This window comes from Blastomonas sp. UPD001 (assembly GCF_003426715.1).
Taxonomy (GTDB): domain Bacteria; phylum Pseudomonadota; class Alphaproteobacteria; order Sphingomonadales; family Sphingomonadaceae; genus Blastomonas.
This window is the reverse complement of sequence record NZ_QKVT01000001.1, coordinates 225,209-247,402: the sequence shown is the minus strand read 5'-3', so window position 1 is coordinate 247,402 and position 22,194 is coordinate 225,209. Positions and strand designations below refer to the sequence as shown.

The following is a 22,194-nucleotide window of genomic DNA, read 5'->3' as shown; positions in this document are numbered from 1 at the left end:
ACCGTGGCGCAGATCGTGCGCGCGCTCGAGGAAAACGGCGCAATGGACTATTCGATCGTGGTCGCCGCGACCGCGTCGGAGCCCGCCCCCCTGCAATTCCTGGCGCCCTACACCGGCTGCACCATGGGCGAATATTTCCGCGACAACGGCATGCACGCCGTGATCGTCTACGACGACCTGTCGAAGCAGGCCGTCGCCTACCGCCAGATGTCGCTGCTGCTGCGCCGTCCGCCGGGCCGCGAAGCCTATCCGGGCGACGTCTTCTACCTGCACAGCCGCCTGCTGGAGCGCGCCGCGAATCTCGGCGAGAAGTCGGGCCTCGGCTCGCTGACCGCGCTGCCCGTCATCGAGACGCAGGGCGGCGACGTGTCGGCCTATATCCCGACCAACGTGATCTCGATCACCGACGGCCAGATCTTCCTGGAAAGCGCGCTGTTCTACCAGGGCATCCGCCCGGCCATCAACGTCGGCCTCTCGGTCAGCCGCGTGGGTTCCGCCGCGCAGACCAAGGCGATGAAGAAGGTCGCCGGCTCGATCAAGCTCGAGCTCGCCCAGTATCGCCGCGAACACGCCGCCGATCGTCTTGGCCGGATCGATCGGGGTGTCGAGAATCCGCGTCAGCACCTCGCGCCCCTTCACCACCTTCGCAAAGGCGGCATAGCCCAGATTGTCGCCCGGTGCGGACGGATTGGCATCGAGCGAGGTCTGCTTGCCCAGCATGATCGTGAACTCGCCGCGCGCCGATCCCGGCTCGAACCGCGCGACCGACAGCACGCCATCGGTGTGGCTGAGCCCGGTCTGGCTGGTCGGCTCGTGCGCGATCGGCGGCAGCGTGCGCTTGGGATCGCCAAGCCCGCCGAACTGGACGAAGCCGAAATCGTCAGCCGCCTTGACCACGCGATAGAAGACCACGCCGTCGAGCATCTTCCTGTCGACATAGGCGAGGAAGTTCCTGCCCGTGATCGGCGCGCGCTGCGTGTCCACCTCGACCGTCATGGCACCGGCATCGGTCACGATCTCGACCAGCGGCAGCGGCGGCGACGGCGCTGCGTCGGCGGCCGGCGCGTCCTGGGCGAGCGCGGGCGCGAACGCCGCCAGCGCCGCAGCGATCAGCGCCAGCCAGCGCCTCATGCGCCGAGCGCCTTTTTCAGCTGCTCGTTGACCAGCTGCGGATTGCCCTTGCCCTGCATCGCCTTCATCGTCTGGCCGACGAAGAAGCCGAACAGCGCTTCCTTGCCGCCCTTGTACTGCTCGACCTTGTCGGCATTGTCGGCGAGCACCTTGGCGATCGCGGCATCGATCGCGCCGGTGTCCGAGGTCTGCTTGAGCCCGCGTTCCTCGACGATCTTGCCCGCCGGCTCGCCGGTCTCGAGCATGATCTCGAACACCTGTTTGGCGATGGTGCCCGAAATCGTGCCGCTGGCGACCAGAGCGAGCAGTTCAGCGCCCGCCGCCTGGCTGACCGGGCTGTCCTCGATCGTCTTGCCCAGCCGGTTGAGCGCGCCGTAGAGCTCGGACAGCAGCCAGTTCGCCGCCGCCTTGGCCACCTCGGCCTCGGGCTTGTTCTGCGCCTTCGCGCATTCGGCGAGCAGCCCTTCGAACCAGCGCGCGGTTTCCGCCTCGGCGGTCAGCACCGCGGCATTATAGGCGGACAGGCCCAGCTCGCTCTCGTAGCGCTTGCGCTTGGCATCGGGCAGTTCGGGCAGCGAGGCCTTGCACTCGTCGAGAAATGCATCGTCGAGCTCGAGCGGCAGCAGATCGGGATCGGGGAAATAGCGATAGTCGTGCGCGTCTTCCTTCGAGCGCATCGAGCGCGTCTCGTTCTTGTCGGGATCGTAGAGCCGGGTTTCCTGCACGATCGTGCCGCCGCTTTCGAGCACGTCGACCTGACGGTTCGCCTCATGCTCGATCGCCGCCATCACATAGCGCACCGAGTTGACGTTCTTGGTCTCGGTCCGCGTCCCGAATTCGTCGCCGGGCTTGCGCACCGAGACGTTGACGTCGGCGCGCATCGAGCCTTCTTCCATATTGCCGTCGCAACTGCCGACATAGCGCAGGATCGTGCGCAGCTTCTTGAGATAGGCGCCTGCCTCGGCGGGCGAGCGCATGTCGGGGCGCGAGACGATCTCCATCAGCGCAACGCCCGAACGGTTGAGGTCGACATAGGACATGGTCGGGTGCTGATCGTGCATCAGCTTGCCCGCATCCTGCTCGACATGAATACGCTCGATGCCGATCGTCTTGGTCTGGGCGTCGGGGTTCTTCTCGTCCAGGCTGATCTCGACCGCGCCTTCGCCCACCAGCGGGTGGTAGAGCTGGCTGATCTGATAGCCCTGCGGCAGATCGGCGTAGAAATAGTTCTTGCGGTCGAAGCGCGACCAGCGGTTGATCTGCGCGCCGATCGCCATGCCGGTGCGCACCGCCTGGCGGATGCACTCCTTGTTGGGAACGGGCAGCATGCCGGGCATCGCGGCGTCGACAAGACTGACCTGCGCATTGGGCTCCGCACCGAACGCGGTCGCGGCACCCGAGAACAGCTTGGCGTTGCTGGTGACCTGCGCGTGCACCTCAAGGCCGATCACGACCTCCCATTCACCGGTGGCACCCTGGATACGATAGGTTGATTCAGTCATTCTGTGTCCGTTTCAGGCGTAATGAGAGGAACTGTCGGAAAATAGCGGCGGTAGAAGCGCGGATCGCGGGTCAGGATTGTTGCCCCCAATGCTTGTGCGTGGCCGCCGATGAGGAAGTCGGCGACGATGGCCTTGGGCATATCCGCCGGGCGAGCCCTGCGATAGGTCTGGAACGCTTGTCCCGCGATAAATGCGGCTTGTGCGTCCAGTGCTTCTACTCCGACCACCATCGCCATCATGCTAGCAAGAAAATCCTCCAATGAGCCAAATCGCGGCGCTACCTCGGCCACCACGATCGGATTGATCATCACCCTTCCGAGGCTGGCGGCCTGCTCGAGCTGAGCAAACGACCAATCGAACCAATAAGGATCCCGATTGAGAATATCGATCAGGATATTGGAGTCGATTAGGATCACGGTTGGTAATCACCTCTCAACTCGCGCATAATCTCGTCTGTGCTCAACCCTTCGGGATTGTGATATCGACCCGCAATCGCCCGCAATCCTTCGCGCATCCGGCGACGCCTTTCTTCCGCATCTTCCGGGCCGAAACCAAGCGGCGCGATCACGACCTGACCGGCCTCGTTGATGGCAACCTTATAGGGTTGCCCCGGGATCAACCCTGCAGCATCGCGCATCGCCTTGGGAATCAGGACCTGCCCCTTGCTGGTCATGGTGCCTGTTTCCATCTTGCTGTGCGCGTTCATTGTCTGCCTCCGGTGTTACAAAAGTAACACCTTGCACGGCCGCTATCAATCCAGACCGACGACCATCACCACCAGCGCTCGGGCCGCGCGGTGAACCCGGCGCGTTCCTCGATCGCCAGCCCCGCATTGAGCACGCCCTGCTCGTCGAGCGGCTTGCCGATGATCTGCAGCCCCAGCGGCAGCCCCATGCTGTCGAGCCCGCCGGGCACCGACATCGCGGGCAGCCCGGCGAGCGAGGCAGGCACGGCGAACACGTCGTTCAGGTACATCGCGATCGGATCGTCGCTGTTCTCGCCCAGGCCGAACGCGGCGCTCGGCGCGGTCGGCGCGAGGAGGACGTCGCAATGCTCCCAGACCTGCGCGAAATCGCGGGCGATCAGCGCGCGGACCTTCTGCGCCTGGGTGTAATAGGCGTCGTAGAAACCGGCGGAGAGCACATAGGTGCCGATCATGATGCGGCGCTTGACCTCGGGCCCGAACCCGGCGGCGCGGGTCGCGGCATACATGTCCTGCAGGCCGGCACCATCGGGCAGGTTGCGCTGGCCATAGCGCACGCCGTCATAGCGCGCGAGGTTCGACGAGGCCTCGGCCGGCGCGATGATATAATAGGCGGGCAGCGCATAGCGCGTGTGCGGCAGCGAGACCTCGACGATCTCGGCCCCGGCATCGCGCAGCCATTCGGCGCCCTGATCCCAGATCGCGGCGATCTCGGCATTCATGCCGTCCATGCGATATTCCTTGGGAATACCGACGCGCTTGCCCTTGAGATCGCTCGACAATCCGGCTTCCCACTGCGGCACCGGCAGGTCGAGCGAGGTCGAATCCTTGGGGTCGAAGCCGCTCATCGCCTCGAGCATGATCGCGCAATCGCGCACGTCGCGCGCCATCGGACCGGCCTGATCGAGCGACGAGGCAAAGGCGATCACGCCCCAGCGCGAGCAGCGGCCATAGGTCGGCTTGATGCCGCTGATGCCGGTGAAGGCGGCGGGCTGGCGGATCGAGCCGCCGGTATCGGTACCGGTCGCCGCCGGGCAAAGCCGCGCCGCGATCGCCGCCGAGCTGCCGCCCGAGGAGCCGCCTGGGGCGAGCGGCGCGTTGCCGCCGTCGTTGCGCCGCCAGGGCGAGATGACATTGCCGAACGCGCTGGTCTCGTTCGACGATCCCATCGCGAACTGGTCCATGTTGAGCTTGCCCAGCATGCCCGCGCCCGCGTCCCACAGCTTCTGGCTGACGGTCGATTCATAGGTGGGCTTGAAGCCGTTGAGGATCTCGCTCGCCGCGCGCGCCTCGACGCCGACGGTGCAGAACAGGTCCTTCATGCCAATCGGCACGCCCGCCATGATCGGCAGATCCTCGCCCGCCGCGCGCTTCGCGTCGATCGCGTCCGCCGCGGCGAGCGCGTGCTCGGGCGTGTCGATCAGAAAGGCGTTGAGCGCCTTGGCCCCTGCCACCTGTTCGTTGAATGCGGTCGCGACTTCGCGCGCGCTGAACGTGCCGGCGCGCACGCCGTTGCGGATATCGGCGACGCCGAGATCGGTAATGTCGGTCATGATGAAAACTCGTTCTGGATCAGGGCAGCGCCGCCAACCAGGCGGCGACCCTTGCTGCCTTTTGTTCTGGATCCCGGTTCAGTCGCGGCTGCGCCGCTGTCCGGGATGATCGACTGAAATCCGGTGGATTTCATTCGATCACTTTCGGAACGCCGAAAAAGCCGTGTTCGGCGGCGGGCGCGTTGGCCAGCACCTTGTCGCGGATATCGCCATCGGTGACGACATCGTCGCGCAGGCGAAGCGTGTTGGGGATGACCGCGGTCATCGGCTCGACGCCGGTGACATCGACCTCGCCCAGTTGCTCGACCCATCCCAGAATGCCGTTGAACTCCGGCACCATGGCCTCGACCTCGGCATCGGTCATCGCGATCCGCGCCAGATTGGCGATCTTCTTGACGGTTTTGCTATCTACAGACATGGCTCAAGCGGCTAGCACCGGCCCGCGCGCCCATCAAGCGGGCAAATGCTGCATCAGCGCAAACGGTCGGGCCGCAACACTTTGCTGGCGATAACCGTAATCGGTTTCTATATGCGCCCCGAAGGCCCGCGTGTGCCCGCGCGCCTGCCCCGCCCCGGAGACTGTCTTGGCCCGCAAGTTCCTGTACCTGATCGCGACGATCGTGTTCCTGATCGTCGTGGCCTTTGCCGCCTATCGCCTGTTTCCGCAGCAGATTTTCGCAGCGGCGTTCGTCCCCTCGGCCGAGTTCGTGAAGCCCGAAGCGGTCGAGACCAGCGCCTATGCCGACCCGAAAATGTGGTTCTCGCGTCCGGGCATCACCGGCGATGCCAATCCGTCGCTCTGGACTCCCGAGGGTTTCGAGATCACGAAAACCCCGAAGGTCGCGGTCTTCTATATCCACCCCACCTCGTATATGAAGCGCGCGCTGTGGAACGCGCCGCTGAACGACAAGGAATCGCAGGACCGCGCGCGCATCTTCCTGCGCAGCCAGGCAAGCGTGTTCAACGGCATCGGCGAGATCTGGGCGCCGCGCTACCGCCAGGCGGCGATCGGCGCGTTCCTGACCACCCAGCCCGAGGCGCAGATGGCGTTCGACGCCGCCTATTCGGACGTTCTCGCCGCGTTCGACGAGTTCATCGCCGAAATCCCCAAGGACATGCCGATCATCATCGCCGGGCACAGCCAGGGCGGCCTGCACCTGACCACCTTGATGCGCCAGCGTGTCGTCACCCGCCCGCTCGCCGACCGCATCGTGGCGGCCTATGTCATCGGCTGGCCGGTCTCGCTCAGTACCGATCTTCTCGCGCTCGGCCTGCCGCCGTGCACCGATCCCGACCAGGCGAATTGCATGATCGGCTTCCAGAGTTTCGGCGAACCCGCCGAGCCCAAGCTGCTGCTCGATGCCTATGCCGCAAGCATCGGGTTCGATGGCGAGTTGCGTGGCCAGAGCCCGATGCTTTGCGTCAACCCGATCACCGGCGTGCTCGGCGACGAAGCCCCGGCGGACCGCAACCTCGGCACGCTGGTGCCGAACGAGGAACTGACCGACGGCGTCATCACCCCTGGGCTTGTCGGCGCCACATGCGACGATCGCGGGCTGTTGCTGCTCGGCGGCGAACCACAGCTCGGCCCCTATGTGCTCCCTGGCAACAACTATCACGTCTATGATTATCCGCTGTTCTGGGCGAGCGTTCGCGCCGATGCGGAGCGGAGGGTAGCCGCATTTCTGGCCCGGTGATCACGGCGCACGCGGCGGATTTCCGCGCCGCCCTCCCCTCGGGCGGGCGGCTGATCGGGCTCGATGTCGGTACCAAGACCATCGGCACCGCGTTCTGCGATGCCGGGTGGATCTTTGCCACCGCCGCCAAGACGATCAAGCGCACCAAGTTCGGCGCGGACAAGGCGGCGATCGAGCAGCTGGTACGCGATCAGGAGATTCGTGGGCTGGTCATCGGCCTGCCGCTCAACATGGACGGGACCGACAGTCCGCGCACGCAAAGCACCCGCGCCTTTGCCCGGAACATCGCGGTGCTGGGACTGCCGGTGCTGCTCTGGGACGAGCGCTGGTCGACCCAGGCCGTCGAGCGCGCGATGATCGATGCCGATATGAGCCGCGCCAAGCGCGCCGAGCGCGTCGACAGCGCCGCGGCGGCGTTCATCCTGCAGGGGGCGATCGACGCGATGGCGGGCTGATCCGCCAGCGCCGATCAGCCAAGATCAGCGGAAATTATCGGCATAGGCCTGGATCTTCAGGCGGCGTGGTGGCGTCTGCTCGATCCGCGCGGTAATGCCGTATTTGTCCGCATAGGCCTTTGCGGCCTCCAGATCGGGGAATTTCAGCACGACCTGCTGCTGCGTATCGCCCGACCCGGCCCAGCCGGTCAGCGGATCGGGCTTCTTGGCTTCGGCGGGCTCGAATTCGAGTACCCAAAGATCGGTCAGCGCGCGGCCCGACTGCATGGCGTTCTTGGGGCGCTGATAGATTCGTGCGGCCATTGTCTTGCTTCCGTCCCGGGAAAAAGGTGATGTGCGCGCCTTTGCTACACCGGGGCGGTGCGGGTCAAGGCCGATCACCCTGCCATGACGGCGCTCCTCTTATTCGCCGCGCCGCTGGCGCGTCATGATTCCGCCGCGCTTGCGGATCGATCCCGGCATCCATTTGGCGGCGAAGGCGAGGCGCTTGGCGGTCGGGCCGACATAGCTGTGCACATGCTTGGGATCGTGCACCGCGTTCCACGCGGCCTCGGCGACGATCGAGACCGGCGCGATCTCCAGCCCCGCCGCTGTCACGCTGTCGCGGCTCGACTGGTTGGTGCGCGCGACCGGGCCGTCGAGCAGCGGCGTATCGATGAAGCTCGGCAGCAGCGCGCGGACGCGAATGTTATCCGGCCCCCATTCGATATCGAGCGCTTCGCTGAGCCCGCGCACCGCGAACTTGGTCGCCGAATAGACCGACAGTCCGGCCGAGCCGTAGATTCCGGAGGCCGACGAGGTGTTGAGCAGGCACGATCCGGGCGTGGCCTTGAGGTACTTGTGCCCGATATGCGCGCCATAGACGACGCCCTTGAAGTTGATGTCGACCAGCTTCTCGATATCGTCCTCGCTATGCTCCTCGAGCAGCCCGCCTATGCCCACACCGGCATTGTTGAACAGCACGTGCAGCTTGCCCCCGCTCTTCTCGGTGAACGCCTCGAGCGCCTGGGTCCATTGCTCGCGGCTGCGCACGTCGAGGCTGTGGATCGACGCCATGCCCGGCGGCAGCATCGCAGCGGTCTCCTCCATGCCCTTCACGTTGACATCGGCGAGGCCCACGAACCAGCCGCGCGCCGCAAAATACCGCGCCACCTCGCGCCCGATGCCCGAGGCGCCGCCGGTGATGAAGATATACTTGGTGTCGGTCATGTCGTCCCTCCTCAGACGAGGCCAAACCCCATCCGCTCAGCCTGAGCTTGTCGAAGGCCCCGCGCCCACGCTGACCATATAGCGGGGCCTTCGACAGGCTCAGGCCGAGCGGGAATGGCTGGATCAGGCCCTTCTCGCTCTCGTTTGCGCCGGACGCTAAGCGTGCGGCCCACCCCGCGCAAGTGGCTAGCCAGCCCCGCTTGCGCCCGCCTATAAGCATGCACGCATGGCGACATCCTCCCCCCCTTCCCGGCCGGAAAGCGCGCGCGGCCCTGCCGTAGCGTTCGAGGGGGTGAGCAAGGCCTATGGCGGCACGATCGCAATCGATCGGGTGCGTGCAGATATCCTGCCCGGCACGTTCGTCGCGATCGTCGGAAGCTCGGGATCGGGCAAGTCGACGCTGCTGAAAACGGTCAACCGGCTGATCGAACCCGATTCCGGGGCGGTGCGAATCGATGGCCAGGACGTGGCCGACCAGGAACCGCACGCGCTGCGCCGCTCGATCGGCTATGTCTTCCAGAATATCGGCCTGTTCCCGCACATGACCGTGGCGCAGAATATCGGCATCGGTTCGCGCCTCGCGACACGCAGACAGCTTCCGGCCGAGCGGGTGGGCGATCTGCTCGATCTGGTCGATCTGCCCCGCGCGTTCGCCTCGCGCCTGCCCGAACAGCTGTCCGGCGGGCAGCAGCAGCGCGTCGGCGTGGCACGCGCGCTGGCGGGCGAGCCCGGGCTGATGCTGATGGACGAACCCTTTGGCGCGCTCGATCCCGTGACGCGCGAGGCGCTGGGCGAACAATATCGCGCACTGCACGACCGGCTCGGGCTCACCACGATCATGGTCACGCACGACATGGCCGAGGCCTTGCTGTTCGCCGACCGCATCTGGGTGATGGCAGCGGGCCGGATCGTCGCGGATGCGACCCCGGCCGAGCTGATCGCGGGCGGCTGCGGCGCGGAGGCCGAGGCGCTGGTCGCGGTACCGCGCCTGCAGGCGGAGCGGATCACCGCGATGCGGGATGGGGTTTGAGCGTGAGGCTTGGGTTGGCGATCACGTCCCTCGACTTCGCTCGGGACAAACGGAGGTCGTTTGGCGGGAAAGTTCGCGAACAGGCATTTCGCCCCCTTTCCGTTTGTCCCGAGCCCTTCGGCTGGCTGGCAAGCCAGCCGCTCAGGGCGGACCAAGGTCGAGGGACGTATGCGCTACCCCTTGAGCATGGCACAGCATGACCATCGACTGGCCCCGCCTGATCGACCTGCTCGCGCAGCACGTGCAGCTGAGCTTTGCCGCGCTCGGGCTCGCGCTGCTGATCGCGCTCCCCCTCGCCATCTGGTCGGTGCGCAACCGCACGGTGGCGAGCATCACCCTGGGTTTTGCGAGCCTGGTCCAGACCATCCCCGCGCTCGCCCTGCTCGCTCTGTTCTTCCCGCTGTTGCTCGCGCTGTCCGCCTTGTTCGGCGATGCGATCTCGCCGCTCGGCTTCCTGCCCTCGCTGCTTGCGCTGACGCTCTATGCCTTGCTGCCGATCCTGCGCAACGCGGTCACCGGGCTGCGCTCGGTCGAACCGGCGATGGTCGAGGCCGCCGATGGCGTGGGCATGACGAGCCTGCAGAAGCTGTGGCTCGTCGAGGCTCCGCTCGCCTCGACCACGATCATGGCGGGCGTGCGCACCGCAGCGGTCTGGACGATCGGCGCGGCGACGCTCTCCACCACGGTCGGCCAGCCGAGCCTGGGCGACCTGATCTTCGCCGGGCTGCAGACGCAGAACTGGTCGCTGGTGCTCGAAGGATGTTTGGCCGCCGCGAGCCTCGCGATCGCGGTCGACCTGCTGCTCGGGCTGATCGAGAGCGGCATCGCGCACTGCCGTCATGCGCGCAACTGGGGCGCGGGGGTCGCGCTCGCGCTCGGCCTGGCGCTCGCGCTCTGGCCCGCCCCGCAGAGCGACAAGCCGGTGGTAACCATCGGCGCCAAGCGCTTCTCCGAACAGTATATTCTGGCTCGGCTGATCGGTCGCAGGCTCGAGGCGGCCGGGTATGACGTGCGCTATCGCGAGGGGCTGGGCAGCGCGGTGGTCTATCGTGCGCTCGCCAGTGACGAGGTGCAGGTCTATGTCGATTATGCCGGTACGATCTGGACCAACGAGATGCAGCGCCAGGACCCCGAACCGCGTGCGGCGATGATCGCCGAGATCGCGCGCTGGGCCAAGGCGCTGCACGGGGTGCAACTGGTCGGACCGCTCGGTTTCGAGAACACCTATGCCTTCGCCGTGCGTCCCGAAGATGCGAAGCGCCTGAACCTGCAAAGCCTCGACGATGTCGTCCGCGTCGCGCCCGATTTCGTGTTCGGTACCGATGTCGAGTTTCTCGAACGCCCCGAATGGCAGATGGTGCAAAAGGCCTATCCGCTGCGCTTCAAGGGCCGCCGCGCGTTCGAGCCGACCTTCATGTACCGTGCGCTCTCGCTCGGCGAGGCCGACATCATCTCCGCCTTCAGCTCGGACGGGCGCATCGCCGCGAACGGGTTCGTGATCCTCAAGGACCCCAAGGGCGCGGTGCCCAGCTATGACGCGATCCTGCTCGCCAGCCGGTCTGCCGCCGCCGATCCGCGCCTCATCGCGGCGCTCGAGCCTCTGGTCGGCGCAATCCCGGTGGAAAAAATGCGGCAAGCCAATTATCGGGTCGACAGGGACGCGAACAAGCAAAGCCCAGCCGATTCGGCTGCCTGGCTGGACACGGCCATCTCCACCAAGACCAAGGGTAAGAATCGATGATGATCAAGCGCCTGCTGCTGACACTTTTCATCGCGCCGATGCTGCTGTGCGCGAATGCGGCGCATGCTGCGGTGACCATCACCTTCTACAGCCACGAGCTGGGCAGCCAGTTCCCGCACGCCTTCGCCACGCTCAAGGGCAAGGTCGACTCGACCGGCGAGGTTGTCGACACCAATGTCGGTTTCACCGCGACCAGCACCGGCCCCAGCATCCTGTTCGGCTGGGTCGAGGGCCGGGTCAGCGTGGTCAAGCCCAAGTACATCGCCAGCAGCGCGCCGCATTTCAGCTATGAGCTGACCGACGCCGAATATCGCGCGGTAATGGCGGTGGCCGACAAGTGGCGCAACAAGCCGCAGAAGAACTACAATCTCAACAAGGCCAATTGTGTGCATTTCATCGGCGAAATCGCCACTGCGGCGGGCCTGAAGATCAACCCCGCCAGCAAGTTCTTCAAGAAGCCGACCAGCTTCCTCAAGGAGGTCACCGCGCTCAGCCGCGGACGGCTCGCCAGCGGACGCATCCTCTACAAGGGCTGAAGGTTGCGGGGCTGAAGGTCAGAGCGCGGCGTTGTTGTAGCAATGCCAGGTGAGGATCGCCACCGCACCGCGATGCGGTGACCAGGGGTCGGCGAGCAGCCGGGCTTCCTTTTCGGACGGTCGCGCCTCCAGCCCCAGGATGCGGCCGATGCCCGCCTGCACCGCCAGATCGCCGGCGGGCCAGATATCGGGGCGGCCTTCGGCGAACAGCAGATAGATTTCCGCCGACCAGCGGCCGATGCCCTTGATCCGCACCAGTTCGGCAATCGCCGCCTCGTCGTCCTCAGGCAGATGTTCCAGATCGAGCCCGCCGCTCACCACCAGCTCGGCCAGCGAGCGGGCATAGCCCTGTTTCTGCCGCGATAGCCCGCAGGCGCGCAGGGCATCGAAATCCGCCGCGATCAGCGCATCGGGCGCGCAGCCCAGGCCGAGCGCGGCCTCGAGCTTGTTCCACACCGATGCCGCCGCGGCGACGCTGACCTGCTGGCCGACGATCGTGCGAAGCAGCGTCGTATAGCCGCGGTCGCGGATGCGGGTTTCGGGATAGCCGGCAATTTCGAGCGCGCGGGCGATTGCGGGTTCCTTGGCGGCCACCATATCCAGCCCCTGCGTCAGCTGCTCTGCGGTCAATCCCATATCTGCATCCTCATCCATTCTGCCGCTTGCAATCGCGCTTGGCGTTGATCATAGCAACCGCGTTCGGGGGGCCAATGCCCGTTTTCACTCTATTGGGGAGTTTCCATGCCAAAGCTGACCGTCATCAATCGCGCGGGCGAAGAGAGCACCATCGATGCCGATACCGGCCTGTCGGTGATGGAAGCGATCCGCGACAACGGCTTTGACGAACTTCTGGCGCTGTGCGGCGGCTGCTGCTCGTGCGCAACCTGCCATGTCCATGTCGACGCCGCCTGGGTCGACAAGCTGCCCGCGATCAGCGCCGACGAGGACGACCTGCTCGACAGCTCGGACCATCGCAACGAGACCTCGCGCCTGTCGTGCCAGATCCAGCTGACCGACGCGCTCGACGGCCTGAAGGTCGCGATCGCTCCCGAAGATTGATCAGATGCCGCCGGGCGTGACCTCGCGCCCGGCCGCTTCCAGCAATGCCGTGAGGTCCGCCGCGCAGGCATCGAGCGCGGCCTGGTCGACCGAGCGGATGACGAAATTCGCGCCGACCCGGCCTTCGCGAAAGAACGGATAGCTGCCGATCTGGCACTGCTCGTGCGCGCGCTCGGTCGCGCCCAGCATGTCCGCGACTTCGCTTTCCGCGACCCAGCAGCCCAAAGTCGTCGACAGCACCGGCAGCCCGCCCTCGAGCGTTCCCGTCAGCGCATCGAGCATCCCCGCGGTGATGTGCGGCACTCCCGCCATCAGGAACAGGTTGCCGATGCGGATGCCGGGCGCCCCCGACATGCGGTTCTCGATCAGCTCGGCGCCATCGGGCACGCGCGCCATGCGCAGCCGCCCCTCGTTGAGCCCGCCGCGCGAGGCGTAATAGCGCTCGAGAATCGCGCGCGCGACCGGATGGATGATCACCTCGACCCCCAGCGCGCGGGCGATGGCGTCGACGGTGATGTCGTCATGGGTCGGGCCGATGCCGCCGGTGGTGAACAGATAGTCGTTGCGCGCGCGCAGGATGTTCACCGCCTCGACGATCGCATCCATGTCGTCGGCGACGACGCGCACCTCCTTGAGCCTGATGCCCTGCACATTGAGCCAGGTGGCGACCTGCGCGACATTCTTGTCCTGCGTGCGTCCGGAGAGGATTTCATCGCCGATCACGATCAGCGCAGCGGTCCAGATGCGGGGGGTGGAAGCGGTGGCGTCTGCTGTCATGCGCCGGTGTTTAGCGAACGAGCGAAGCCGCGCAAGCGCTTGATGCGCTGGCCCGCTATTCGGTCCAGAAGGTGCGGCATCCCAGAGCCGCCAGCGCCGGATCGCGGGTGATGACGGTCAGATCATCGTGGATCGCCTGCGCGGCGATCATCCGGTCGAACGGATCGCGATGCTCGCCGGGCAACGATCCGGCGAGCAAGCCATTCGGCACGCTGACGCCGAGCTCCAGAAAGCCGTCTGCTCGCGCCAGATACTCGAATTTCTCGTATACCGAAATGGCGGCATTCCATTTGCCGATCCGGCATTTGGTCGCAACTTCCCAGGCAGACACAGCGCTCACGAATATGGTGTTGCGTTCGTCGCCGATTTCCTCGGCTACCGGGCGTGGCAACGCCTTATCCCCAACCCACCACCAGACCAGAGCATGGGTGTCGAACAGATAATCGGTCATTCCCAGGCCCGAAGCTCTTCTTCGGGCAGAGGATCGAAGAAAAAGCTGTCCGGAATCGGCTGCGACAGCTTCAGCCGCCCCGGCCGCCGCTCGACCTTCACCTGTTCCAGCGGGACCAGCCGCGCATAGGGCTTGCCCGCCTTGGCGAGGATGATCTCCTCGCCCGCATGCGCGCGGTCGAGCAGTTTCGAGAAATGCGTTTTCGCGTCATGGACGTTGACGATGCTGGTCATGGAGCACGCGTTAGTCCATTGACCGGACTAAGTCAATGGACTAAGCCCGTTTGAACCCCGCCAGACAAGCACGGGGGTCGCCAAATCGCGGTCCCTGCCCTATATGGAATCATCATGAACCAGTATGTCCACGTCACCAATGCCGACACGCCAATGCGCGATGGCACGATCAAGCTGCACGGCCCCGAGGGCTTCGAAGGGATGCGCAAGGCGGGCCAGCTCGCCGCGCACGTGCTCGACGAGCTGACGAGCTTCGTCACCGAAGGCGTGACGACCGCCGAAATCGACGACAAGGTGCGCGAGCTGATGCTGGCGGGCGGCGGCATTCCCGCGACGCTCGGCTATCGCGGTTTTACACACAGCTGCTGCACCTCGATCAACCATGTCGTGTGTCACGGCATCCCCGGCGACCGCAAGCTCAAGGACGGCGATATCGTCAATATCGACGTCACCCCGATCGTCGATGGCTGGCATGGCGATACCAGCCGCATGTTCCTGATCGGCGATGTCGGCGTGAAGGCGCGGCGGCTGGTCGATGTGACCTATGAGTGCCTGATGCTCGGCATCGAGCAGGCCAGGCCAGGCAACACGATGGGCGATGTCGCGCACGCGATCCAGTCCTATGCCGAAAAGCACCGCTACGGCGTGGTGCGCGATTTCTGCGGCCATGGCCTGGGCAAGCTGTTCCACGATGCACCCGAGGTCGTCCATGTCGGCCGTCCCGGCACCGGGCCCGAGCTCAAGCCCGGCATGTTCTTCACCATCGAACCGATGATCAATATCGGCAAGCACGCGGTGAAGATGCTCGAGGATGGCTGGACCGCCGTCACCCGCGACCGCTCGCTCTCGGCGCAGTTCGAACATTCGATCGGCATCACCGAGACCGGCTGCGAGATCTTCACCAAGAGCGCGAAGGGGCTGGACCGGCCGCCTTATTGATCGGGGATCGTGTCCGGCTCGGCAAATAGGGATGCTTGATCGCGCGCGCCATGCGCAACGCGAACAATAATCAGGTCGTCGGCACTGACCTGGTAATAGATCAGATATCTACCAACTCCCCGGCTACGCATGCCTTCGACCAGATCGTAGCGTGGCGCTCCAATCCCGGGCATTTCTGCTAGCTTGGCGAACAGCGATTGAAAGCGGTCTGTTTGCCGGTCCGCCGCATCAGGATTGAACTCCGCCACGTAGTCGTAGGCGTTGTCGATATCCTGGCTGGCTGCTTCGGAAATGACGATGTTCAGGCGCGTTGGGATAGCTCGCTCCTCTTGGCTGCCAGGCGGGCACGCCCCCGCGCTTTCACGGCGTCAGGATCCCACTCGACGACCCGCCCTGCCTCGATATCGTCGATGCCCTTCTGGATTTCGCGGCGCAGGTGCTCCAGCTCGGCCTGCTGCATCTGACGCTCCAGTTCCCAGCCGCGCAGGGCGTCGCGGATCGCCTCGCTGATGCTCGCATATTCGCCCGCTGCTACCGCTGCGTGCAGCAATTGATGATGCGCGTCGGTCAGGGTGATGCTGGCCTTTTCCATAACGGTCCTTTCTCTTTGGTGCGATTATATCCCACCGGTGGGGCCACGCGCAACCCCGGTGTCCCAGCGACATTGCCCAAAATTTGAGCATCGCTGCACGCCCCTGCCCGCAATTCCATCACGCTCGGCAATAATGTTGCACCGCAGCCAAGCTTTTGTGGCGGAATGCGTCTTGGCACGTTAATTGTTTGGTAGCAGTCAATGGGGGACTCGGGGGACCGTGCCGCGTGCAGGTTCCCGATGCCTCATACAGCCATATCATGACGGGGCGGTCCGCCGCGCCGTTGCTTTCCAAAACCGCCCCGCCCTATGGGTCCGGCGGAAGACGACAGGATGATCAGGGACTTATGAAAAAGATCGAGGCGATCATCAAACCGTTCAAGCTCGATGAGGTGAAGGAGGCGCTGCACGAAGTCGGCGTTTCGGGCATCACCGTGACCGAGGCCAAGGGCTTCGGGCGGCAGAAGGGCCATACCGAGCTGTACCGGGGCGCCGAGTATATTGTCGATTTCCTCCCCAAGGTGAAGCTTGAGGTGGTGGTCGACGACGCGCTGGCCGACCGCGTGGTCGAGGCGATCGCCGCCGCCGCGCAGACCGGCCGGATCGGCGATGGCAAGATTTTCGTGATCCCTGTGGAGACCGCACTGCGCATCCGCACGGGCGAACGGGATAACGACGCGGTCTGATCAACAGAACGCGCGCAACTCCAGGAGAGGCCTGCCCCGGCAAGGCCGCAACAACAAGCATCAGTTCCACCCGAGGGGGGTCGCAAGGCCCGGATCGCAGACAGACGAAGAGGGAAAGCAACAATGGCAAAAACCGCCGCAGATATTCTGGCAATGATTAAGGAAAACGAGATCGAGTGGGTCGACGTCCGCTTCACCGATCCCAAGGGCAAGTGGCAGCACCTGACGATGTGCGCCGGCGTTATCGGTGAAGACGAGCTGGAAGACGGCCTGATGTTCGACGGCTCGTCGATCGAAGGCTGGAAGGCGATCAACGAATCCGACATGATCCTGCGTCCCGATCTGGACGCGGCCTATATCGATCCGTTCTCGGCCGATCCGATGCTGATCCTGTTCTGCGACATCGTCGAACCGGGCACCGGCGAGCTCTATGCCCGCGACCCGCGCAGCACCGCCAAGCGCGCCGAGGCGTACCTCAAGTCCACCGGCATCGGCGACACCGTCTATGTTGGTCCCGAAGCCGAATTCTTCATGTTCGACGATGTGCGCTTCTCGGACGGCTATAACGGTTCGATGTTCGCGATCGACGATATCGAGCTGCCGACCAACACCGGCCGCAGCTATGACAGCGGCAACCTAGCCCACCGTCCGCGCGCCAAGGGCGGCTATTTCCCGGTCGCTCCGGTGGACAGCATGACCGACGTGCGCGCCGAAATGGTCAGCACCATGCTCGAAATGGGCCTGCCCTGCGACAAGCACCACCACGAGGTGGCCGCCGCTCAGCACGAACTGGGTCTCACCTTCGGCACGCTGACCCAGACCGCCGACCGCATGCAGATCTACAAGTATGTCGTGCACATGGTCGCGCAGGCCTATGGCAAGACCGCGACCTTCATGCCCAAGCCGATCAAGAACGACAACGGATCGGGCATGCACACGCACATCTCGATCTGGAAGGAAGGCAAGCCGCTGTTCGCGGGCAATGGCTATGCCGGCCTGTCGGAAATGTGCCTGTACTTCATCGGCGGTGTCATCAAGCACGCCAAGGCATTGAACGCATTCACCAACCCGACCACCAATAGCTACAAGCGCCTGGTGCCGGGCTTCGAAGCGCCGGTGCTGCTGGCGTACTCCAGCCGCAACCGCTCGGCCTCGTGCCGCATTCCGTACGGCACCGGCGAAAAGGCCAAGCGCGTCGAATTCCGCTTCCCCGACGCTATGGCCAACCCGTATCTCTGCTATTCGGCGCTGCTGATGGCGGGCCTCGACGGCATCCAGAACAAAATCCATCCGGGCGAGGCGATGGACAAGAACCTGTACGACCTGCCGCCCGAAGAGCTGAAGGAAGTGCCGACCGTCTGCGGTTCGCTGCGCGAAGCACTCGATGCGCTGGCCGCCGATCACGACTTCCTGCTCAAGGGCGACGTGTTCCTGAAGGACCAGATCGAAGCCTATATCGAGCTGAAGTGGGACGATGTGATCCGCTGGGAAACGACCCCCAGCCCGGTCGAATTCGACATGTATTACAGCTACTAAGCTCGCATAGCTGTCATACGCACGAAAGGCGCTCCGGGGTCACCCGGGGCGCCTTTTGCTGTACTGCGATCAGCGGCAGCGTGCGCCGTTGCGATCAATCGCGGCTCCGGCTGCCGCACCGCCCGCTGCGCCGAGGATCGTTCCCAGCGTGCGCGAATCGCCCGGCGCGATGATGTTGCCGAGCACGCCGCCGGCGATGCCGCCCACGATCAGCCCGGTGGTGCCGTCCGAGCGGCGGCAATAATAGCGCCCGTCCTGCCCGCGATAGATGCGATCGTTCCGGCTCAGGCGCCGCTCGCGATAGCGGCGGTCGTCGCGATAATAGCGACCAGCATCGTAGCCACCGTAGCTCGGGTCGGGCCGGTTCCAGTCATATTGGCGATACGATCCGAAGCCGCGATCATTATAGCCGCTTCCGGCACAGCCGGGAAAGGGCGCCCGCCTATGGCATCGTCCCGCCGGTACTGCAGGGCGGCACGGCGGTGCAGCCCGCATGGGCGCGGCTGCCGCTGAAGCGCCGCCAGACCGAGGCGAAGCGGCTGCTCGCCGCCGCCGGTTTTGGTCCTTCGCGTCCGCTGCGCTTCGAAATCCGCATCAACTCGTCCGCCGAGCATCGCCGCATGGCGGTGGCGCTCGCGGCGATGTGGAAGCCGCTCGGGGTCGAGGCGAGCGTGCTCAACAGCGAACCCGCGCTGCATTTCGCGGCGATGCGGCGCGGCGATTTCCAGATGGCGCGCTCGGGCTGGATCGCCGATCTGCCCGCGCCGGAGAATTTCCTCGCGGTGCACCGCTCGGACGCGGGCGAGGTCAATTATTCGGGCTTTGCCGATCCCGACTTCGACGCGCTGCTCGACCGCGCGATGGCCGAGCCCGACCCTGCGCGCCGCATCGCCGCGATGCGCGCGGCCGAGGCGCGATTGCTCGAAGCGATGCCGGTCATCCCCCTTTGGTTCTATCGCAGCGGCGCGCTGGTCGCCCCGCGCGTGCGCGGCTGGCAGGACAATCCCGGCAACATCCATCCGAGCGCGGCGTTGTCCCTGGCTCAAGCCCCTGCTATCGCGGCCAGGGGCAAGTGAGCGACGCGAGGCGAGGCATGACCGGCGCATGGAAAAAGGCCATTGCGGGCCTGATGGCTGCGGCGACGCTCGCGCTTTCGGCTTGCAGCAGCTCGGACAGCTCGCCGCTCGGCATCTCGATCATCGATCCTGCCAGCCGCAACAATCTGGATGCGGCAGTGCTGCAACCCGGCGCGGCCTATCTGCGCGCGGCGACCTCGCAGGGGCTCGTCCGGCTCGATGCGCTGGGCAATATCGTGCCGGGGCTCGCCGAGCGCTGGATCGTCACCGATGATGGCCTCAGCTACATCTTCCGCCTGCGCAATGCGCGCTGGGAAAATGGCGACCTGGTGACGTCCGAGCATGTCGCCGCCGCGCTCAAGCGCCGTCTGCAGATCGAGGCCAGGAGCAGCATCGGTGCCGACACCGCCGAGGTGCGCGACATCCGCTCGATGACCGGGCGCGTGATCGAGATCCGCCTGCTCGCGCCGCAACCCGAACTGCTGCGCATCCTGGCGCAGCCCGAACTCGGCATCCGTCGCAACGGCAGCGGTACCGGGCCGCTGGCGGCGGATCGCCGGCAGTACTGGACGCTGCTCACCGAACGCGTCGACGATTCGGTGGGCCAGGATTCGCGGCGCCGCGTCCGACCGCTCGAGGTCCGCACCGAACACGCGGCCCGGGCGATCGCGCGCTTTGCCATGGGCGAAAGCGCGATGGTGCTGGGCGGCCGGTTCGAACATCTGCCCTATCTCAGCGCGGCAGGCATTTCGGACAATGACGTGCGCGCCGACCCGGTGCTCGGGCTGTTCGGGCTGCTCGTGGTCAACGGCAAGGGGTTTCTGGGCGATCCCGCCAATCGCGAAGCGATCGCGCTGGCGATCGATCGCGAGGCGCTGATGACGCCGCTCGGCATCGGCCAGTGGCAGGTCACCGCACGGATCGTGCCGCTGGGGCTCGAACGCTATCAGCCGCTGATCGGCGACCGCTGGACCGATCTTACCCTCGAGGCGCGGCGCGATCTGGCGCGCGGGCGCATCGTCCGCTGGCGGCAGGCGAACGAGACGCTTCCGGTGCTGCGCATCGCCATGCCGCGCGGCCCGGGCACGCGACTGGTCTTCGGCCGCATCCGGCGCGACCTGCAGACGATCGGGCTCGATGCGCGGCTGGTGGCCCCCGACGCGGCGGCCGACCTGCGGCTGATCGACGAGGTCGCGCATTATCGCCAGCCCGGCTGGTTCCTCAACCAGCTCGCCTGCGCGGTGCGCCCGCTGTGCAACGAGGAAGGCGACGTGCTGCTCGCCCAGGCGCGGCGCGCAGTCGATCCGGCGGTGCGCATGGCCAAGATGGCCGAGGCAGAGGTCGCGATCACCTCGGCCAATATCTTCATCCCGCTGGGCACCCCGATCCGCTATTCGCTGGTGCGCGGCAATGTCCCCGGCTTTGCCATCACCGCCGATGGCTGGCACGCCTTGCCGGACATGGTCGTCATCCCCAGATAAGGCGCGCAAGGGGTGCGGAGGTGACATATGAAGACGATCCGGCCTGAACAGATGGAGCAGTTGCGCGCCGCGATGCCCGCATTGTCGAACGACCCGCAGGCGATCCGCCAGCGCGTCGAGATGCTCGAAATGATGCTCGAGCGCAGCTTCACCCTGCCCGGTGTCAACCGCAAGGTGGGGCTCGATTTCGTGCTCGGCCTCGTCCCGGTGCTGGGCGACGTGATCACCGGCGCGATGGGCCTCTATATCGTCTGGGAGGCGCGCAACCTCGGCATGTCGAAATTCCAGCTCGCGCGCATGGCCGCCAATGTCGGTTTCGACAGCCTGATCGGCGCGGTGCCGGTGGTCGGCGATGCATTCGACTTCTTCTGGCGGTCGAACACGCGCAACCTCAAGATCATCCGCAAGCATCTCGACAAGCATCATCCGGCGACGCGCACGATCACGATGTGATTCGCGAATCGCGATTCCGATTGGGCGACGAGCCTCTCTGATTCGCGCGGATGACACCGTTTACTGCCAAGGCTTGCAATCCATTGCGGCCTGCCGTCTTCGCAGATGCAAAAAATTCCCCGGAAATCAAAGGATTTGCCAAGCCCGAACGGCTGGGTTAGAGGCTGCGGCTACAGGCCATCCAGACACAAAAAAAGGGCCAGCCCGAAGGCTGACCCGATAAAGTTTTTAGGAGAGGATGCCTGAAAGGCATGATCAATATGGGTCAGGAACCCTTATTGTGCAAGTGCGAAAAGATTGATTTCAGTTGCAAAGGATGCAACTTGACGCGCGCAAAACCGTAGCCTGTCACGATTTGCAATTGCACATTTCCGCTGCACTGCAATAATGCCGAGCTCATGGCCATGCGACGTCTTCCTCCCCTGCGTTCCCTCGAAGCCTTTCTGCGCGTGGCGCGGCTGGGATCGGCCAAGGCTGCGGCCAGCGAACTCGCGCTGTCGCCTTCGGCGCTCTCGCGCCGGATCGGCGGGCTGGAGGATTTCGTCGGCAAGAAGCTGTTCAAGCGCCACAACCAGCAGTTGAAGCTCAACGAGGCGGGCGAGGCGCTTTATGCCAGCGTCGCCCCCGCGATCGACGCACTCGCCGATGCGGTTGCCGCGCATATGGACGACAGCCGGGTGCTGCGGCTGCGGCTGGGCATGCTGCCGCTGTTCGGCAGCCAGCGGCTCGTGCCCCGGCTGGGCGAGCTGCGGCGGCTCTACCCGATGCTGCACATCGATGTGGACACGTCGGGCCATGCCGAGGCGCGGCTGGGCGACACGCTCGACGCGGCGATCATTCTGGCCGAACATCCCGACCCGGCGCTGCACTCGGTGCGGCTCGACCGCAATTACGTCTATGCCATCGCCTCGCGCGAACTCGCTGAGAGCATCGGCCCGCGCCCGGACCTCGCCACGCTCAACCGCCAGACCATCCTGGTGCACAACGAGATGGCGCATTCGTTCGACGCGTGGAAACAGGCGCTGGGCCTCACCGACCTGCACCCGCAATCGATCGATCATATCGACAGCGGCCCGCTGATGCTCGAGGCCGCCGCGCAGGGCCTCGGCATCGCGATCATGCACGACGACCACCTCACCCGCTCGGGCGATGCACGGCTCGCCAAGCTGTTCGACGTCCGCGTCGAGAGCCCGTACAGCTACTGGTTCGTGTGCAAGCCCCGCGCGCTCGAGACGCGCGCGGTGCGCCTGTTCCACGACTGGCTGGTCGAAGCGAATATCTGAATGGGGAATTTCTGAAGCGGGAGGCAGGACAGACCTGCTCCCCTCCCTGGACAGGGAGGGGCCGGGGGTGG

The 22,194-nt window shown here is 65.3% G+C and carries 28 protein-coding genes and 2 pseudogenes; 14 read left to right on the top strand and 16 right to left on the bottom strand.

Annotated elements, in window-relative coordinates; genetic code table 11:
* Positions 1-588 (top strand): annotated as a pseudogene (locus tag DM995_RS01215) (F0F1 ATP synthase subunit alpha); the annotation flags it as partial.
* A 63-nt stretch (positions 589-651) separates the two neighbouring features.
* On the opposite strand, the pseudogene DM995_RS22050 reads toward DM995_RS01215, so the two are convergent.
* The 7 genes and pseudogenes from DM995_RS22050 to gatC all read right to left on the bottom strand — a co-directional run.
* Positions 652-996 (bottom strand): annotated as a pseudogene (locus tag DM995_RS22050) (peptidylprolyl isomerase); the annotation flags it as partial.
* A 131-nt stretch (positions 997-1,127) separates the two neighbouring features.
* Entirely contained in the window at positions 1,128-2,633 is a 1,506-nt protein-coding gene (gene gatB, locus DM995_RS01205; protein WP_116968231.1) for an Asp-tRNA(Asn)/Glu-tRNA(Gln) amidotransferase subunit GatB, read from the bottom strand.
* Entirely contained in the window at positions 2,630-3,049 is a 420-nt protein-coding gene (locus tag DM995_RS01200) for a type II toxin-antitoxin system VapC family toxin (RefSeq protein ID WP_116968230.1), read from the bottom strand. Before DM995_RS01200 ends, gatB begins: the two co-directional genes overlap by 4 nt.
* A complete protein-coding gene (locus DM995_RS01195) occupies positions 3,046-3,339 on the bottom strand; it encodes an AbrB/MazE/SpoVT family DNA-binding domain-containing protein (RefSeq protein ID WP_023837797.1) in 294 nt (97 codons plus the stop codon). Before DM995_RS01195 ends, DM995_RS01200 begins: the two co-directional genes overlap by 4 nt.
* A 65-nt stretch (positions 3,340-3,404) precedes the next feature.
* Positions 3,405-4,889 (bottom strand): Asp-tRNA(Asn)/Glu-tRNA(Gln) amidotransferase subunit GatA, encoded by a 1,485-nt coding sequence (gene gatA / locus DM995_RS01190; protein ID WP_116968229.1) that lies wholly within the window; start codon positions 4,887-4,889, stop codon positions 3,405-3,407.
* Positions 4,886-5,023, bottom strand: a complete 138-nt coding sequence (locus DM995_RS21070) for a hypothetical protein (protein ID WP_157973030.1) — start codon at positions 5,021-5,023, stop codon at positions 4,886-4,888. The genes gatA and DM995_RS21070 overlap by 4 nt, the downstream gene beginning before the upstream one ends.
* Positions 5,020-5,307: an Asp-tRNA(Asn)/Glu-tRNA(Gln) amidotransferase subunit GatC gene (gene gatC / locus DM995_RS01185; RefSeq protein WP_031318025.1), complete on the bottom strand. Its 288-nt coding sequence runs from the start codon at positions 5,305-5,307 to the stop codon at positions 5,020-5,022. Before gatC ends, DM995_RS21070 begins: the two co-directional genes overlap by 4 nt.
* 166 nt (positions 5,308-5,473) lie before the next feature.
* Here gatC and DM995_RS01180 point away from each other — a divergent pair, with 166 nt between their 5' ends.
* Positions 5,474-6,586, top strand: a complete 1,113-nt coding sequence (locus DM995_RS01180; protein WP_116968228.1) for a DUF3089 domain-containing protein — start codon at positions 5,474-5,476, stop codon at positions 6,584-6,586.
* On the top strand, positions 6,583-7,041 hold the full coding sequence (gene ruvX / locus DM995_RS01175; protein WP_116968227.1) for a Holliday junction resolvase RuvX: 459 nt from the start codon (positions 6,583-6,585) through the stop codon (positions 7,039-7,041). The genes DM995_RS01180 and ruvX overlap by 4 nt, the downstream gene beginning before the upstream one ends.
* Before the next feature lie 24 nt (positions 7,042-7,065).
* On the opposite strand, the gene DM995_RS01170 is transcribed toward ruvX, so the two are convergent.
* Both DM995_RS01170 and DM995_RS01165 read right to left on the bottom strand, forming a co-directional pair.
* Positions 7,066-7,344: an ETC complex I subunit gene (locus DM995_RS01170; RefSeq protein ID WP_023837802.1), complete on the bottom strand. Its 279-nt coding sequence runs from the start codon at positions 7,342-7,344 to the stop codon at positions 7,066-7,068.
* Positions 7,345-7,443: 99 nt separating this feature from the next.
* Positions 7,444-8,250, bottom strand: a complete 807-nt coding sequence (locus DM995_RS01165; protein ID WP_116968226.1) for an SDR family oxidoreductase — start codon at positions 8,248-8,250, stop codon at positions 7,444-7,446.
* A 226-nt stretch (positions 8,251-8,476) separates the two neighbouring features.
* On the opposite strand from DM995_RS01165, the gene DM995_RS01160 reads away from it, so the two are divergent.
* From DM995_RS01160 to DM995_RS01150, 3 genes are all read left to right on the top strand, one after another.
* On the top strand, positions 8,477-9,280 hold the full coding sequence (locus DM995_RS01160) for an ATP-binding cassette domain-containing protein (RefSeq protein WP_116968225.1): 804 nt from the start codon (positions 8,477-8,479) through the stop codon (positions 9,278-9,280).
* Positions 9,281-9,476: 196 nt separating this feature from the next.
* The gene (locus DM995_RS01155) at positions 9,477-11,021 is read left to right on the top strand and encodes an ABC transporter permease/substrate-binding protein (protein WP_116968224.1); all 1,545 of its coding nucleotides are present in this window, start codon (positions 9,477-9,479) and stop codon (positions 11,019-11,021) included.
* Positions 11,018-11,557: a hypothetical protein gene (locus tag DM995_RS01150; RefSeq protein ID WP_116968223.1), complete on the top strand. Its 540-nt coding sequence runs from the start codon at positions 11,018-11,020 to the stop codon at positions 11,555-11,557. Before DM995_RS01155 ends, DM995_RS01150 begins: the two co-directional genes overlap by 4 nt.
* A gap of 18 nt (positions 11,558-11,575) precedes the next feature.
* On the opposite strand, the gene DM995_RS01145 is transcribed toward DM995_RS01150, so the two are convergent.
* A complete protein-coding gene (locus tag DM995_RS01145) occupies positions 11,576-12,193 on the bottom strand; it encodes a DNA-3-methyladenine glycosylase family protein (RefSeq protein WP_116970267.1) in 618 nt (205 codons plus the stop codon).
* 105 nt (positions 12,194-12,298) lie between these two features.
* Here DM995_RS01145 and DM995_RS01140 point away from each other — a divergent pair, with 105 nt between their 5' ends.
* Entirely contained in the window at positions 12,299-12,616 is a 318-nt protein-coding gene (locus tag DM995_RS01140; RefSeq protein ID WP_023837808.1) for a 2Fe-2S iron-sulfur cluster-binding protein, read from the top strand.
* Here the strand turns inward: DM995_RS01140 and DM995_RS01135 are convergent, their stop codons facing one another.
* From DM995_RS01135 to DM995_RS01125, 3 genes are read right to left on the bottom strand one after another with little or no spacing between them, the layout of a single operon-like run.
* A complete protein-coding gene (locus tag DM995_RS01135; RefSeq protein WP_116968222.1) occupies positions 12,617-13,393 on the bottom strand; it encodes a competence/damage-inducible protein A in 777 nt (258 codons plus the stop codon). It abuts the gene before it with no gap.
* A gap of 55 nt (positions 13,394-13,448) precedes the next feature.
* Complete coding sequence (locus DM995_RS01130) at positions 13,449-13,844, bottom strand: type II toxin-antitoxin system VapC family toxin (RefSeq protein ID WP_116968221.1); 396 nt, start codon at positions 13,842-13,844, stop codon at positions 13,449-13,451.
* Positions 13,841-14,077, bottom strand: coding sequence for a type II toxin-antitoxin system Phd/YefM family antitoxin (locus tag DM995_RS01125; protein ID WP_023837811.1), 237 nt, complete (start codon positions 14,075-14,077; stop codon positions 13,841-13,843). The genes DM995_RS01130 and DM995_RS01125 overlap by 4 nt, the downstream gene beginning before the upstream one ends.
* 114 nt (positions 14,078-14,191) lie before the next feature.
* On the opposite strand from DM995_RS01125, the gene map reads away from it, so the two are divergent.
* Positions 14,192-15,016 carry a type I methionyl aminopeptidase gene (map, locus tag DM995_RS01120; protein WP_023837812.1) on the top strand — a complete coding sequence of 275 codons (825 nt, stop codon included), beginning with the start codon at positions 14,192-14,194 and terminating at the stop codon, positions 15,014-15,016.
* Here the strand turns inward: map and DM995_RS01115 are convergent.
* Both DM995_RS01115 and DM995_RS01110 read right to left on the bottom strand, forming a co-directional pair.
* Entirely contained in the window at positions 15,010-15,309 is a 300-nt protein-coding gene (locus tag DM995_RS01115; RefSeq protein ID WP_286164956.1) for a type II toxin-antitoxin system RelE/ParE family toxin, read from the bottom strand. The two genes, map and DM995_RS01115, sit on opposite strands and share 7 nt — an antisense overlap.
* A gap of 8 nt (positions 15,310-15,317) precedes the next feature.
* Complete coding sequence (locus DM995_RS01110) at positions 15,318-15,608, bottom strand: type II toxin-antitoxin system ParD family antitoxin (protein WP_116968219.1); 291 nt, start codon at positions 15,606-15,608, stop codon at positions 15,318-15,320.
* A 347-nt stretch (positions 15,609-15,955) separates the two neighbouring features.
* Between DM995_RS01110 and DM995_RS01105 the strand changes: the two genes are divergently transcribed.
* Complete coding sequence (locus DM995_RS01105; RefSeq protein WP_017671887.1) at positions 15,956-16,294, top strand: P-II family nitrogen regulator; 339 nt, start codon at positions 15,956-15,958, stop codon at positions 16,292-16,294.
* Between the two features lie 123 nt (positions 16,295-16,417).
* Positions 16,418-17,830, top strand: a complete 1,413-nt coding sequence (gene glnA, locus DM995_RS01100) for a type I glutamate--ammonia ligase (RefSeq protein WP_116968218.1) — start codon at positions 16,418-16,420, stop codon at positions 17,828-17,830.
* A gap of 69 nt (positions 17,831-17,899) precedes the next feature.
* Here glnA and DM995_RS01095 read toward each other — a convergent pair whose 3' ends face one another.
* Positions 17,900-18,325, bottom strand: coding sequence for a glycine zipper 2TM domain-containing protein (locus tag DM995_RS01095; RefSeq protein ID WP_116970266.1), 426 nt, complete (start codon positions 18,323-18,325; stop codon positions 17,900-17,902).
* Here DM995_RS01095 and DM995_RS01090 point away from each other — a divergent pair.
* The 4 genes from DM995_RS01090 (at position 18,313) to DM995_RS01075 (ending at position 22,123) form a co-directional block, all read left to right on the top strand.
* Positions 18,313-18,906 carry a peptide ABC transporter substrate-binding protein gene (locus DM995_RS01090; protein WP_232823964.1) on the top strand — a complete coding sequence of 198 codons (594 nt, stop codon included), beginning with the start codon at positions 18,313-18,315 and terminating at the stop codon, positions 18,904-18,906. The two genes, DM995_RS01095 and DM995_RS01090, sit on opposite strands and share 13 nt — an antisense overlap.
* A gap of 17 nt (positions 18,907-18,923) precedes the next feature.
* The gene (locus DM995_RS01085; protein WP_116968217.1) at positions 18,924-20,387 is read left to right on the top strand and encodes an ABC transporter substrate-binding protein; all 1,464 of its coding nucleotides are present in this window, start codon (positions 18,924-18,926) and stop codon (positions 20,385-20,387) included.
* 72 nt (positions 20,388-20,459) lie between these two features.
* Entirely contained in the window at positions 20,460-20,840 is a 381-nt protein-coding gene (locus DM995_RS01080; protein WP_446325593.1) for a DUF4112 domain-containing protein, read from the top strand.
* A 398-nt stretch (positions 20,841-21,238) separates the two neighbouring features.
* Positions 21,239-22,123: a LysR substrate-binding domain-containing protein gene (locus DM995_RS01075; RefSeq protein ID WP_023837820.1), complete on the top strand. Its 885-nt coding sequence runs from the start codon at positions 21,239-21,241 to the stop codon at positions 22,121-22,123.
* The last annotated feature ends 71 nt before the right edge of the window (positions 22,124-22,194 follow it).